Raw genomic sequence first — 14,805 nt, forward strand, 5'->3', positions numbered from 1 at the left:
AGAATGAATAAGTTCCTCCTGCAAGGTTCATACTATTATTAGGGAATCTTGAGATCAGGAGGGATTGTATGGCCATCCATTACCATTGCCGACATTGTGGCTCAAATCTTGGTTCAATTCAGCAAACATCGATCCATTCGGAAGCGCTTGGGCTTCATAGATTAACGGACCAAGAGAGACAGGATATGGTTACTTATGATAATTCGGGAGAAATTCATATAAAGGCAATTTGCGAGGACTGTCAGGAAGCATTAGAGAAGAATCCAGATTTTCACCAATATGATTATCTTATTCATTAACCAGCTTTGGAGGGAAAATCCAAAGCGTTTTTCTATTTAAGAAATGAACTTGATAGAAGCAAACATGTACGGGAGGAGGAGAAACCTTGGAGGGGTTAAAATCACTATTTCTTCAGCAGGAAGATATTTACTCGGTTATTTCCGGAGTGGAAGAGGGCTTAAGGGAACAGCTTATTGCGGGCCTTTCCGGCTCATCGAGAACAGTGCTGACAGCTGCAATCTACGAAAAAATGAAAAGACCCATAATGGTTGTCACCCATAATTTGCTGCAGGCACAAAAACTTTATGATGACATTGCAAATTTAGTGAATGAAAAGGAAGTTTTTCTTTTTCCTGCAAATGAGTTAATTGCTGCTGAAATGAGCATTGCCAGTCCAGAGCTCAAGGCACAGCGGATGGAAGCCTTAAATTATTGGAGCAAACAGACCAGGGGAATCATGATTGTCCCGATTGCCGGATTAAAGAAAATCCTCCCTCCAAAATCACTGTGGGAAAAATACCAGCTTTCCTTAAAAATAGGAGAAGATATCAATCTTGAGTCCTTGTTAAACATTCTCGTGCAAATGGGATATGTACGGGGAGAAATGGTATCCACACCGGGAGAATTTAGTGTAAGAGGCGGCATCATTGATATTTATCCATTAACAGAGGAAAACCCGCTGCGGATTGAACTGTTTGATACCGAAATCGATTCAATTCGTTATTTTTCTCTAGAGGACCAAAGGTCAAAGGAAAAGGTATCGGAGGTCTTTATCGGACCAGCAACAGAGGTATTATTAGAGGCAGAACACTATAGCCGCATGGTTGGAAAAATAGAAGATGGTTTAGGGATTAGTCTAAGGAAATTAAAAAATGATAAAGCAAAAATTGAGCTTAGCCAAAATATCAGCTTCGAGCTCGAGCAGTTGAAAAATGGCCAAAAGCCTGATCAGGTTTTTAAATACCTGTCATTGGCCTATGAAACCCCTAGTAGTTTACTAGACTATCTGCCTAAGAATGGGCTGGTTATAATTGATGAAATCAGCAGGATTCAAGAGATGAATGAATCCCTTGTGAAAGAGGAGGCTGAGTGGTATACAGCTTTGCTTGCTGAGGGGCAAATTATCCATGATGTACAAATATCCCACGATTTGCAGACGTTTTTGCAAAGAAAACAATTTCCAATTCTTTATATGTCGTTATTTTTACGGCATGTGGCCAATACAAGCCCGCAAAATATTATTAATATTTCCTGCCGGTCGATGCAGAATTTTCACGGGCAGATGCATTTGTTGAAATCAGAAATAGATAGATGGAAAAAAGGCAATTATACCATTTTATTTTTAGGGGCTAATGAAGAGAGAGTTGCTAAGCTAGAACGGGTGCTCGAAGACTATGAAATTGACGCAAGTATTACCTCCGAGAACCAGCAGCTTTTACCGGGGAAAATTCAGATTATAAGAGGAAATCTACAGACAGGGTTTGAACTTTCAATTCAGAAAATTGCCGTTATTACGGAGGAAGAGCTCTTTAATAAACGGGTGAAACGGTCCTCCAGCCGTCAAAAGCTATCCAATGCCGAGCGGATTAAAAGCTACTCGGAGTTGAAGATTGGCGATTATGTTGTTCATGTGAATCATGGAATAGGAAAGTATTTAGGCATTGAAACTCTAGTGATAAACGGGATTCATAAGGATTATCTACATATCCGCTATCAAGGGACAGATAAACTGTATGTACCTGTAGAACAAATCGACCTTGTCCAAAAGTATGTCGGTTCCGAAGGAAAAGAGCCGAAAATCTATAAACTTGGCGGCACTGATTGGAAGAAGGTAAAGAAAAAGGTTCAATCATCAGTAGAGGATATTGCCGACGATTTAATCAAATTATATGCCGAGCGGGAAGCGGCAGTCGGTTACGCCTTTACGCCGGACGGAGATATGCAGCGGGAGTTTGAAACATCGTTTGCTTACCGTGAAACAGATGACCAGCTTCGATCGATTCATGAAATCAAAAAGGATATGGAAAGGCCGCGGCCAATGGACCGGTTATTATGCGGCGATGTCGGTTATGGGAAAACAGAGGTGGCAATCCGTGCCGCTTTTAAAGCGATTGCCGACGGTAAACAGGTGGCATTCCTTGTTCCGACGACGATTTTAGCACAGCAGCATCACGAAACATTAAGAGAAAGATTTCAAGATTTTCCGATTAATATCGGCTTATTAAGCAGGTTCCGTACGAAAAAACAACAAACAGAAACAATTAAGGGGCTGAAGGCAGGGACTGTTGATATAGTTGTTGGCACCCATCGTCTGCTGTCAAAAGACATTGTTTATCATGATTTAGGGTTATTGATTATTGATGAGGAACAAAGATTTGGTGTTACACATAAAGAGAAAATCAAGAAGCTGAAAACAAATATTGATGTGTTAACCCTAACGGCAACCCCGATCCCGAGAACACTGCATATGTCGATGCTTGGCGTCAGGGACTTATCGGTCATTGAAACGCCGCCGGAAAATCGTTTCCCTGTGCAAACCTATGTGATGGAATACAACGGTTCTTTAGTCAGGGAAGCTATTGAGCGCGAGCTTGCCCGCGACGGACAAGTATACTTTTTATATAACCGCGTTGAGGATATCGACCGGAAGGCAGAGGAAATTTCCATGCTGGTCCCGGACGCAAGGGTCGCCTTTGCCCATGGCCAGATGTCGGAAAACGAGCTTGAATCAGTGATGCTGGGTTTCTTGGCGGGTGATTTCGATGTTCTTGTCAGTACGACCATCATTGAAACTGGTGTCGATATACCGAATGTTAATACATTGATTGTCCATGATGCCGACCGCATGGGACTCTCCCAGCTTTATCAGCTCCGCGGCAGGGTCGGAAGATCGAACAGGGTGGCCTATGCTTATTTCACCTATCGAAAGGATAAGGTTTTGACAGAGGTAGCTGAAAAACGGCTTGAGGCGATAAAAGAATTTACCGAGTTAGGTTCCGGTTTTAAAATTGCAATGCGGGACCTGTCCATCCGAGGTGCGGGAAATTTACTTGGTGCCCAACAGCATGGATTTATTGATTCGGTAGGATTTGACCTTTATTCGCAAATGCTCAAAGAGGCAATTGAGGAACGGAAGGGCGACCTTAAGGCTGAGGCTAAACCAACAGTAGAAATTGACCTTGAAATTGATGCTTATATTCCAGATTCCTATATCCGGGACGGCCATCAAAAAATCGAAATGTATAAACGCTTTAGAGGAGCTGTGGCACTGGAGGATATTGAAGAGCTGCAGTCTGAGATGCTTGACCGCTTTGGCGAATATCCTGACGAGGTCGGCTACCTATTCCAAATTGCCGAAATGAAGGTATACGCCATCCAAAATGGCGTAGAGCTGATTAAACAGGTCAAGCAGGATGTCACGATTTTATTATCGGAAGAAATGACAAACACGATTGAAGGCAGCAAGCTTTTCCATATTGGCAACCGCTTCGGAAGGGCCGTTACCCCGGGTATGGAAGGACGTAAGCTGAAAATCATGATTAAAACAAAGGACCTTGAGACTGCACAATGGCTTAATATTGTGTTTGAAATGATCAAGGGAATTTCTTTGGCGAAAAAAGAACAGGGAAATCCTGTGAATTAACGAAAAGGGCCTGACCCCAACATTAACGCATTAAAGCGGGGGTTATGCCCTTTTATGTGATGTTGGGAATCTTTCCTGAATATGTGAAAAAAATATGTCCTATGTGAATAGAACTTTCCAGTTGAAAGATACTAAGTTCAAAGTTGGTGATGATTTCAATTAAAGGAAATTAAGTCACTCACCAAGTTGAAAAATCATCAGATGAAAGTGAGGCAACATTGGATGAAAGCAACTGGAATTGTTCGTCGAATCGATGATTTGGGTCGTGTTGTTATTCCTAAAGAAATACGCAGAACCTTGCGTATCCGTGAAGGGGATCCGTTAGAGATTTTTGTGGATCGAGACGGAGAAGTCATTTTAAAAAAATATTCACCAATCAGCGAGTTAAGCGATTTTGCCAAAGAATATGCAGAAGCCCTATTTGATAGCCTCGGTAATCCTGTTTTAATTTGTGATAGAGATGCGTATATTGCTGTTGCAGGCGGTTCTAAGAAAGATTATTTAAATAAAAATATCAGTGATTTAGTCGAGAAAACAATGGAGGATCGCAACTCCATGCTCAGTACCCAGCAGGGCGATGTTGCCTTGGTTGAGGGTAACGAGGAACCAGTAACATCTTATACAATCGGGCCAATAATTGCAAATGGCGACCCGATTGGAGCAGTTATCATTTTTTCAAAGGAAGGCTCCCTCGGAGAGGTCGAGCAAAAGGCTGTTGAAACGGCCGCAGGATTCCTCGCTAGGCAAATGGAGCAATAATATTAAAAAAGGCAGCCAGCGCTGCCTTTTTTAATGTTATAATGGTTCCGCTTATGCTTATTATTAGGCAGGTGAAACTGTGAAAAATATCAATCCTTCAAAGGCTGTGTTTAAAGGGGCCTTTATTTTAGCTTTATCGGCACTGATCACCAAAATTTTAAGTGCCTTTTACCGTATTCCCTTTCAAAACATTGTCGGGGATATCGGTTTTTACATATATCAGCAGGTTTATCCCTTTTACGGGGTGGCTGTTGTTCTTTCTACTACCGGATTTCCGGTTGTCATATCAAAGCTGTATGCTGAGCTGCTGGAAAAAGGCGACCAGGAAAAATCTCGCCTTCTTCTTTTTTTATCGTTTATCTATTTGCAGATATTCGGTCTTCTTTGTTTTCTTGTTCTTTATTTTGGGGCCGGCCAGCTGTCTATTTGGATGAAGGATCCTCATCTGGCCGTCATCATCCGGGTGGTTTCGATCGTTTTTTTAACCTTTCCATTTGTCTCCGTTTTGCGGGGCTATTATCAGGGAAAAGGAGATATGGTACCGACCGCTTTATCTCAAGTGGCAGAACAAACAATCCGCGTTGTTACGATTCTTTTTCTATCATGGCTATTAATGGAAAAGGGGGTTTCTCTCTATCTTGTCGGCGGGGGAGCAATGTTTGGGTCGATTACAGGCAGTTTGGTTTCAGGCCTTATTTTGTTTATGTTCTTGTGGATTCGTAAAGAATGGAAGCTAATGGAACCAAATAAAGGGAATTTAAAGACAAACGCCCTTCAGGTAAAGCGGATTTTTAAGGCGCTCACGTTTCAAGGACTTACTATTTGTGTCAGCGGCATGCTGATGATTTTTATTCAAATGGCGGATTCTTTAAACCTCTATTCTCTGCTCGTTTCAAATGGAACGCCCGGGGATATGGCAAAAAGCTTAAAAGGAATCTTTGACCGCGGTCAGCCGCTCATCCAGCTGGGAACGATTGCAGCTTCTTCGATGTCGTTAACCCTGGTGCCGTTGATCAGCCGCGAGAGGCTTACTTCCAAACCGGAATTTTTACAACACAAAATTCAATTGGCGCTAAAGGTAAGTATCGTTATTGGCGTAGGGGCTTCGGCTGGATTATGGGCGATTATTCGCCCGGCCAACACTATGCTGTTTGAGAATGATTATGGTTCAGATGTTTTAGGGATGCTTAGTTTTGTTATTTTGTTTACATCATTGATTGCAACAATTGTCGCCATTCTCCAGGGATTAGGCAGTTTTGCCCTTCCAGCTTTGGCGGTAGCTGCAATATTTCCCGTTAAGTATGTACTAAATATGATATTCGTACCAATGTTAGGAACAATGGGGGCAGCTCTTTCTACTTTGTTGTCGCTTGGCATTATTATCATTTTATTAATTATTCATTTTAAAAAAATAGCGGCCTTCCCGCTTTTTAATCTTCGCTTAATAGGGACTGTTTTTTTTGCGGCGCTAGCCATGGTTCTATTTTTGAAAGGCTGGCTGTTTCTGGCAGAACATCTATTAGAACCACTTGGATTAAGCCGCTTCGGTGCAGCTATCCAGTCTTTAAGTGCGGTATTTTCCGGTGGAATTCTATTTACGTTGATTATTATTAGAGGACGCACTTTTCTTGAGGAAGAGCTTGCCCTTTTCCCGTTTGGCAGCAAACTCATTCATTTTATGGCTCGAAAGGATCGAAGATAATATGGCGAAAAAAATTGAAATTGTCGGCTTAGGTGCGGGCGACCTGGAGCAGCTGCAGGTCGGCGTATATCGAAAACTTATTAAAGGACAGCGGCTTTTTTTGCGAACAAAGGAGCATCCGGTAGTCGCAGAGTTAGTAAAAGAAGGAATGGTTTATACTTCGTTTGATTCCGTTTATGAAAAGCATGAGCAGTTTGAGGATGTCTATCAGGAAATTGCCGAAACCTTGCTGGAGAAGGCGCAATCGGAATCAGTAACCTATGCTGTGCCGGGGCATCCCCTTGTGGCAGAGCGGACGGTCCAAATTCTTTTGGAAAATGGGGCAAAGGCCGGGGTTGAAATCATCATTGGCGGAGGTCAAAGCTTTATCGATGCCTTATTCACTTCTTTAAAAATTGACCCCATCGACGGGTTTCAGCTGTTAGACGGCACTTCGCTTCAGGCTGGCCAGATCCAAATAGACCAGCATATCATCATCAGCCAGGTTTATGATGCCTTTGTTGCTTCGAATGTGAAATTAACCTTAATGGAGCAGCTCCCGGATGATTATGAGGTATATATTGTCTCGGCAGCAGGCAGTCAGGAAGAGTCAATTATGAAAATACCTTTATATGAATTAGACCGGAATTTATCTATTGATAATTTAAGGTCCATCTATGTTCCTCCGGTACAGGAGGAAGAAATTTTATGGAGAACCTTCCCCAAGCTGCGCAACATTATTGCCGTCTTGAGGGGACCAAATGGCTGCCCATGGGATAAAGAACAAACCCATGAGTCATTAAAGAAATATTTAATTGAAGAAACGTATGAAGTGATTGAGGCGATTAATAGCGAGGATATTGACCATCTCATCGAAGAATTGGGAGATGTTCTGTTGCAGGTTATGCTGCACGCGCAAATTGGCGAGGATGATGGATATTTTTCCATTGAGGATGTGATTGAAGGCTTGTCCGCGAAGATGGTCCGCCGCCATCCTCATGTTTTTGGAAATGCTGAAGCGGCCAATGCCGATGAGGTGGTCAAGAATTGGCAGGAGATTAAGAAGCAGGAAAAAGGGGAGGAACATGCTGATGTCTCCTTGCTTGCTGGAGTTTCGCTGGCCCTGCCTAATTTGCTGCGTGCCTATGAGCTTCAAAAGAAAGCGGCAAAGGTAGGTTTTGATTGGAAGGAAATCGGCCCTGCTTTGGAGAAAGTTAAAGAGGAGCTGGATGAATTTATTGCCGAACTTGATGGAACGGAAGAAGGCCGTGCCCGTGCAAATAAAGAATTCGGCGATTTATTGTTTGCGTTTGTCAATGTCGCCCGATTTTTAAAAATTAATCCGGAAGAAGCTTTGTTTGCAACAAATGAAAAGTTTATCCGGCGTTTTCAGTACATTGAAGAGAAGGTAAAAATGAGCGGAAAAGCGATCGGAGCCCATTCCCTAAAGGAATTGGACCAATACTGGGATGAGGCAAAATTAAAAGGGCTATGATGCATGGGGACGGTTCTCATGCATCAATGCTGGAATTAACCCAAAATTTAAGGGGTTTTAGAAGGGGTAGAGTTAACATGCGCTTAGATAAATTTTTAAAGGTATCAAGGTTAATTAAAAGAAGAACGCTGGCAAAAGAAGTGTCAGACCAAGGAAGAATTGAAATCAACGGCAAGGAAGCAAAGGCAAGTTCCACGGTAAAGGTCGGAGATGAATTAACACTCCGCCTCGGTCCTAGGAGAATTACCGTCAAAATTGAACGAATTCAGGAGACTACCCGTAAGGAAGAAGCAGCGGAAATGTATACAATTCTAAAAGAAGAACGCGTTGGCTATTCCGAGGAGCAAAACGACTAATGATGTTCTAATTCTTTTACCTCACACATAGAAATGTACAAAAAGGTTGTACAAATAGAAAAGCTCAAGCGCCTTGGCGCTGAAGCTGGACAAATGATTGTGAGGGATGAAGGATGAGCCAATATTATGATAATACTCCTGCTAAAAGCAGTATTCCTGACCATGATGTGATTATGAGAGGGAGAAAGCTTCTAGATATTACCGGTGTAAAGCAAGTGGAAAGCTTTGATAATGAGGAGTTTTTATTAGAAACTTCAATGGGCTTTTTAGCGATCAAGGGACAAAACCTGCAAATGAAAAACCTCGATGTTGAAAAAGGAATCGTTTCAATTAAAGGGAAAATATTCGATTTGGTCTATCTTGATGAACACCATGGGGAGAAAGCTAAGGGATTCTTTAGCAAGTTATTCAAATGACCCTTTCTACGCAATTTCTGACGATGCTTTCTATGATTGGCATGGGGTCATTATTTGGCGCCATGCTTGACACGTACCATCGGTTTTTAAAGAGGCCCCATCGAAAAGGCTGGATTGTATTTTTAAATGATCTGTTATTTTGGATGATTCAAGCCTTACTAATATTTTACGCGTTATTTTTAGCGAATAACGGAGAATTGCGGTTCTATATTTTTATTGCTCTTCTATGTGGATTCGCCGCTTATCAAAGCTTAATAAAAGCGATGTACCTGAGGCTCCTGGAGCTTTTGATTGAGACTGTCATCTCCGTCTCCCAATTTACAAAAAGAACTTTCCTCCTCTTAATTTATAAACCAATTGTCGGACTAATCCAGCTTGTCATCGCCATCCTCTTAACATTTGGCAGGGGGTTATTATCCCTTGTCAAATTTATTTGGAAGGTCCTTCTTTATATCCTGAACGTGCTATTTGTCATTGTGAAGAAGATTTTGTTTGTTTTTTGGAAACTTTTGCCGAAAGGTATTAAAAAATCCGTCGAGAAGTTATATAATAGAACGGCAGGAAAATCCAAGGAAATCGTGAATTATATTAGTAAGTGGATGGACAAGTTGAGAAAAAGAAAAGAGTAAGGAAGGATATAAATGGGAGCAGAACGACAAAAAGCAGTATCAAAAATCCAAACAGCTTATGTCCAGCAGCAGGAATATGCTGAAATTGCATCAGCACGCAGGAAAAAGCTGCTTCTTAGAAGGCTGTCGCTGTTTTTTGTGTTTGCCTGTTTGCTTTCTTATTTTATGATATCCAGTTATCTTTCCCAAACAAGAATCTTGGAGGCGAAAGTGGCGGAGAAGCGGAAGCTTGATCATCAGCTGGCAGATTTAAAAAAGCAAGAGAAGATATTAAAAGAGAACATCGTCAAATTAAATGATGATGATTACATTGCGAAGCTTGCCCGCAAAGAGTATTTTTTCTCGGACAAGAACGAAATAATCTTTAATATTCCAGACGAAAAGAAGGAAAAATGAACCAATAAGTAGTGTTATTGACACTCAATTTTCCCCTTCTGTATAATATATAGTAAGTTGATTTTTAAATTTTTAAGGAGGAACATTTTTTTTATGTCAATCGAAGTAGGCAGCAAGTTACAGGGAAAGGTGACAGGCATTACTAATTTCGGAGCGTTTGTGGAGCTGCCGGATGGTTCAACAGGACTCGTTCACATCAGTGAGGTCGCAGACAACTATGTAAAAGATATTAATGACCATCTTAAAGTTGGCGACCAGGTTGAAGTGAAGGTTCTTAATGTTGAGAAAGATGGAAAGATTGGACTATCCATCAAGAAGGCTAAAGATAGACCGGAACCAGAGAAAAAACATTCGCATTCCCATTCACAACGTCCTCGTCAAGGAAGGGCAAACGATCGTAATAATAATAATAGGCCGGAATCCTTCGAGCAAAAAATGGCAAGATTTTTAAAAGACAGTGAAGATCGTTTATCTTCCCTAAAGCGGCACACCGAGTCCAAGCGTGGCGGAAGAGGAGCTAAACGGGGTTAACTTGCTGCAGACTTTTTAATCAAATAGAGCAGGCTTTACAAAAAGACAGGTCATAATGGCCTGTCTTTTTTTAGCTAATAAGAAAGTATAAATTCAACTACCCCTCTGTCTTCGTCCTATCGGACTCGCCAATCGGCGAGTTTTCATTTATGTACCAATATATATTAAAAACTTTGAAATAATGACAGCAAATTAAGATTGATAATATTATTTGAATGAAAATAGTGAAAACCGTCGAACGATTCTTTGAACTCGTTCACTATTTTGACAAACTTTTAAATCTAGCAAACTTATAATAGATTCTAACAATAATGAATCGGGAGTGTGGATATATGGAAAAGCCAAATGCGAGTTTAATAGAACCGATCGGGGAAGTCAATCTTCACACGCCAAAATGGAATTTGAACTATGGATTTAAAAAGCTTCAATTTATGCTAGAGTCCTTTTTCATTAAAAAAGGATTTCTATTATTAATCGTAGGATTTTTACTTGGACGAGCCCTGATATTGGCAAAGCTGACTCCGTTTAGTCTGCCCTTTTTTGCCGCTGTTTATTTTATTAAAAAGGATCGGGCACCGCTTGCCCTGATTGGACTGGTTACAGGGGCTGCTACCCTGTCATTAGGAAATGCCGCCTTTACCTTTATTGTCACTTTTCTGTTCTTATTCATTTACCGTATCAGTCAAAAATGGCTGAACAATGAGATGAGAGCGCTGCCCTTTTTTGTGGGAATTATTTTAGGGCTTTCGAAATTGGCTGAAGCCTTTATTCTCTCCCGAGCAATAACCCTTTATGATGTCATGATGGTTGGGGTTCAGGCCAGCCTTGCTTTTATTTTGACGATGATTTTCCTGCAGAGCATTCCACTGCTAACGGCTAATAAACGCAGGCAGCTATTAAAAACAGAAGAAATCGTCTGCTTAATCATTATGCTGGCCTCGATAATGACGGGAACGATTGGCTGGAAGGTCTATGATCTATCGCTTGAACATGTCTTGTCCCGTTATTTGGTTCTCGTCTTTTCTTTTATAGCAGGGGCAACTGTCGGATCAACGGTTGGAGTTGTCACTGGTCTAATTTTCAGCCTGGCAAGTGTGTCGAGTTTCTATCATATGAGTCTATTAGCCTTCTCAGGTGTTTTAGGGGGCCTTCTCAAGGAAGGGAAAAAGATTGGTGTATCAGTCGGCTTGTTTATCGCTACCCTGCTGATTGGCATGTACGGTGAAGGGGGCGGCTCACTGCTGTTGACAATCTATGAAACAGCGGCAGCTATTTGTTTATTCCTGTTAACACCCCAAAGCTTAACCTCCAGACTGGCAAAGTATATACCCGGAACACCCGAGCATATGGCTGAGCAGCAAAAATATATGAGAAAAATGCGCGATGTAACGGCCCAAAGGGTTTCGCAATTTTCAAATGTCTTTCATGCCCTCTCCAAAAGCTTTTCACAAACGGATGCATTTCCTGTTGAAAATGAAGATGAGCGGGAAATGGATTACTTCATGAGTCATGTAACCGAAAAGACATGCCAAACGTGCTTTAAAAAAGAACAATGCTGGGCAAAGAATTTTAGTACAACCTATGCCTGCATGGAGGAAATTATTCATGAAATGGATCAAAACGACGGCAATATTTCTTTAAGGATGTCAAGAGAATGGGAAAAGCTTTGTTCGCGGCCGAAAAAGGTGTATGAAACAATTGCCCAGGAACTGACTTTTTACCAGGCCAATATAAAATTGAAGAAAAAAGTACACGAAAGTCGAAAGCTGGTTGCGGACCAACTTTTAGGTGTTTCTGAAGTGATGAACAATTTCGCCAAGGAAATCCAGCGTGAACGGGAAAATTACTACAAACAGGAGGAGCAAATCATGGAGGCCATGCAAGGATTTGGCATCCATATTGAACAGGTGGAAATTTACAGCTTGGAGCCGGGAAATGTTGATATTGAAATGTCTGTTCCGTTTTGTAATGGCCACGGGGAGTGTGAAAAGTTAATTGCTCCCATGCTGTCCGATATTCTTGGGGAAACGATTGTGGTTAGATTGGAGGAATGTGCAACCTATCCAAATGGCTTCTGCCATGTTGTCTTTAGGTCTTCAAAGGCCTATACGGTCGACACGGGTGTAGCCCATGCTGCCAAGGATGGCGGTTTAGTGTCCGGTGACAGCCATTCCACGATTGAACTGGGACTTGGAAAAATGGCACTCGCCATCAGTGACGGAATGGGTAATGGCGAACGGGCTCATTATGAGAGTGATGAAACACTAAAGCTGTTGCAAAAAATTCTCCAATCAGGCATTGAAGAAAAAATCGCCATCAAATCGGTTAACTCCATCCTCTCACTGCGGACAACGGATGAAATATTCTCGACATTGGACTTGGCGATGATTGATTTAAAAAACGCATCTGCCAAATTTCTTAAAATAGGATCTACGCCGAGCTTTATTAAAAGGGGGAAAAAAGTCATTAAGATACAGGCAAGCAACCTGCCGATGGGAATTCTTCAAGATTTTGAGGTAGATGTAGTGGATGAACAGTTAAAGGCAGGGGACTTGTTAATTATGATGAGCGACGGTGTCTTTGAGGGGCCGAAGCATGTAGAAAATTATGATTTATGGATGAAACGGAAAATCCTTGAATTGGAAACAGATGACCCTCAAGAGGTAGCTGATTTAATCCTAGAAGATGTGATTCGCTCCAAATCGGAAATAATTGACGATGATATGACCGTCATGGTGGCAAAGATCAGACATAATACACCGAAATGGGCAACTATTCCTGTTCAAAAGATGAAGCGCCAAGCGTAACTAATTATTTTACACTGGATTCTGCTAATTTATGTATAAATACTTTTTCCCTCGTCGACAATGATACCAATTCATTTGTGGAGGGAGAAGGTTATGTACACAGGGAAGATTCGCCAAATCCTATTATTTACAGATGGCTGCTCCAATCAGGGTGAGGACCCGATTGCGATGGCTGCACTAGCTCATGAACAGGGAATAACCGTCAATGTCATTGGTGTAATGGAGCATGATGTGATTGATGAAAAAGGAATGACAGAAATAGAAGGAATCGCTGCTTCAGGCGGCGGCGTGAGCCAGATAGTCTATGCAGAGGCGCTCTCACAAACGGTTCAAATGGTCACAAGAAAAGCAATGAACCAAACCATCCAAGGGGTGGTAAATCGGGAATTGCAGCAAATCCTCGGCCGTTCCAAGACAATGGAGGACCTGCCTCCGGAAAAAAGAGGCGAAGTGATGGAGGTTGTCGACGAACTCGGCGAGACTGTCGAATTAGAGGTGTTGATTCTTGTCGATACAAGCGCGAGCATGAAGCAAAAGCTTCCGACCGTAAAAGAGGCGCTGCTTGACCTTTCACTAAGCTTAAACGCAAGGACAGGAGATAACCAATTTTCTGTTTATGTATTTCCCGGGAAAAAGAATGATGTCGAAAGATTGTTGGATTGGACGCCAAACCTACAAAATTTGACAAGCATCTTTTCCAAATTGACCACGGGGGGAATAACCCCGACAGGGCCAGCCATCCGGACTGCTTTAACGTCCTTTAATCAAAAACGATCATTAAGGAGTCTCTTATCAGACGATGATGAATCATACATGGAAGAATCAATATAAAATCAGTCCGGGAACAAATGTTACAGGGAGATGGCATTCCAAACAATATAAAATCATAAAGGAACTAGGATTTGGAGCAAACGGGGTGGTCTACCTTGCAAAGAATAATAATACACAGGTCGCTCTAAAAATGAGTGATAACGGTATGTCCATCACGTCTGAGGTAAACGTTTTAAAATCCTTTGCAAAGGTCCAGGGCCAAGAAACCCTTGGGCCTTCTTTGTTTGATGTGGATGATTGGCAAGTTGGCAGAGGGAACTCCCGCCCTATTTCGTTTTATGTGATGGAATATATTCAGGGACCCGATTTGCTTTCCTTTTTAGAGCAGAAGGGAAAATCATGGATGCCGATTTTGTTCCTGCAATTATTAAGTGATCTGGATAGGCTGCATGGCAGCGGCTGGATTTTTGGGGACTTAAAACCGGAAAACCTGATTGTGACTGGCCCTCCTCCGAAAATCAGGTGCATTGATGTCGGCGGAACAACAATTGAGGGAAGAGCCATTAAAGAATTCACGGAGTTCTATGATCGCGGCTATTGGGGCTTGGGCTCCAGAAAGGCCGAAGCAACCTATGATTTGTTCTCGGCAGCGATGATGATGATTAATACTGCATATCCTAAGCGTTTTAAAAAAACTACAGGCGGAATAGAGCAATTAAGGGAGGCGATTCGTTTAAAACCGGAACTGCATCGCTATGAACGGGTTATCCTAAAGGCTTTAATGGGACATTATCCTAGTGCCAGCCAAATGAGATCAGACCTATTGGACACCATCAGCGACCAGCCAAAAAAGGATTCCAAACCGGTATCCAAAGGGGTCAGACCCGGCCAGCATTCAGCACAATCCCCAAAAGGGAATATTAACATTTCCCGCCGCGATTTCCGAAAGAAAAAGAAAAAAAGCGGCTGGCTGGAATTTTTCTTTATCGCCATAGTCCTAAGTGTATTGTATGGGTTATATATTTTTTTAAAACTGCTGTAA

At 41.9% G+C, this 14,805-nt stretch carries 13 protein-coding genes; all 13 read left to right on the forward strand.

All coding sequences use genetic code 11. The annotated features are described in order from the left end of the window. Positions 1 to 68 precede the first annotated feature (68 nt). The 13 genes from V5M37_RS00310 to V5M37_RS00370 all read left to right on the forward strand — a co-directional run bounded on the left by V5M37_RS00310 (position 69) and on the right by V5M37_RS00370 (position 14,805). The gene (locus V5M37_RS00310; RefSeq protein ID WP_213148323.1) at positions 69 to 299 is read left to right on the forward strand and encodes an anti-sigma-F factor Fin family protein; all 231 of its coding nucleotides are present in this window, start codon (positions 69 to 71) and stop codon (positions 297 to 299) included. An 86-nt stretch (positions 300 to 385) separates the two neighbouring features. Beyond that, positions 386 to 3,922, forward strand: a complete 3,537-nt coding sequence (mfd, locus tag V5M37_RS00315; RefSeq protein WP_423800299.1) for a transcription-repair coupling factor — start codon at positions 386 to 388, stop codon at positions 3,920 to 3,922. Positions 3,923 to 4,144: 222 nt separating this feature from the next. After that, a complete protein-coding gene (gene spoVT, locus V5M37_RS00320) occupies positions 4,145 to 4,681 on the forward strand; it encodes a stage V sporulation protein T (protein ID WP_423800300.1) in 537 nt (178 codons plus the stop codon). Positions 4,682 to 4,760: 79 nt separating this feature from the next. Further along, positions 4,761 to 6,383: a putative polysaccharide biosynthesis protein gene (locus V5M37_RS00325; protein ID WP_423800301.1), complete on the forward strand. Its 1,623-nt coding sequence runs from the start codon at positions 4,761 to 4,763 to the stop codon at positions 6,381 to 6,383. A 1-nt stretch (position 6,384) separates the two neighbouring features. Next, positions 6,385 to 7,857, forward strand: coding sequence for a nucleoside triphosphate pyrophosphohydrolase (gene mazG, locus V5M37_RS00330; protein WP_423800302.1), 1,473 nt, complete (start codon positions 6,385 to 6,387; stop codon positions 7,855 to 7,857). A gap of 77 nt (positions 7,858 to 7,934) precedes the next feature. Next, complete coding sequence (locus V5M37_RS00335) at positions 7,935 to 8,213, forward strand: RNA-binding S4 domain-containing protein (RefSeq protein ID WP_213148320.1); 279 nt, start codon at positions 7,935 to 7,937, stop codon at positions 8,211 to 8,213. A 113-nt stretch (positions 8,214 to 8,326) separates the two neighbouring features. Next, complete coding sequence (gene yabP / locus V5M37_RS00340; protein ID WP_213148319.1) at positions 8,327 to 8,629, forward strand: sporulation protein YabP; 303 nt, start codon at positions 8,327 to 8,329, stop codon at positions 8,627 to 8,629. Further along, entirely contained in the window at positions 8,626 to 9,258 is a 633-nt protein-coding gene (yabQ, locus tag V5M37_RS00345; RefSeq protein ID WP_423800303.1) for a spore cortex biosynthesis protein YabQ, read from the forward strand. Before yabP ends, yabQ begins: the two co-directional genes overlap by 4 nt. 12 nt (positions 9,259 to 9,270) lie before the next feature. Next, entirely contained in the window at positions 9,271 to 9,654 is a 384-nt protein-coding gene (locus V5M37_RS00350) for an FtsB family cell division protein (protein ID WP_423800304.1), read from the forward strand. A gap of 93 nt (positions 9,655 to 9,747) precedes the next feature. Further along, positions 9,748 to 10,185 carry a S1 domain-containing RNA-binding protein gene (locus V5M37_RS00355; RefSeq protein ID WP_423800305.1) on the forward strand — a complete coding sequence of 146 codons (438 nt, stop codon included), beginning with the start codon at positions 9,748 to 9,750 and terminating at the stop codon, positions 10,183 to 10,185. A gap of 332 nt (positions 10,186 to 10,517) precedes the next feature. Continuing rightward, positions 10,518 to 12,992 carry a stage II sporulation protein E gene (spoIIE, locus tag V5M37_RS00360; protein ID WP_213148316.1) on the forward strand — a complete coding sequence of 825 codons (2,475 nt, stop codon included), beginning with the start codon at positions 10,518 to 10,520 and terminating at the stop codon, positions 12,990 to 12,992. Positions 12,993 to 13,085: 93 nt separating this feature from the next. After that, a complete protein-coding gene (locus V5M37_RS00365) occupies positions 13,086 to 13,823 on the forward strand; it encodes a VWA domain-containing protein (RefSeq protein WP_423800306.1) in 738 nt (245 codons plus the stop codon). After that, the gene (locus tag V5M37_RS00370; RefSeq protein ID WP_423800307.1) at positions 13,792 to 14,805 is read left to right on the forward strand and encodes a protein kinase domain-containing protein; all 1,014 of its coding nucleotides are present in this window, start codon (positions 13,792 to 13,794) and stop codon (positions 14,803 to 14,805) included. The genes V5M37_RS00365 and V5M37_RS00370 overlap by 32 nt, the downstream gene beginning before the upstream one ends.

Origin of the sequence: Neobacillus sp. SAB-20_R2A, from assembly GCF_049568635.1 — a bacterium.
GTDB lineage: Bacteria > Bacillota > Bacilli > Bacillales > Cytobacillaceae > Neobacillus > Neobacillus citreus.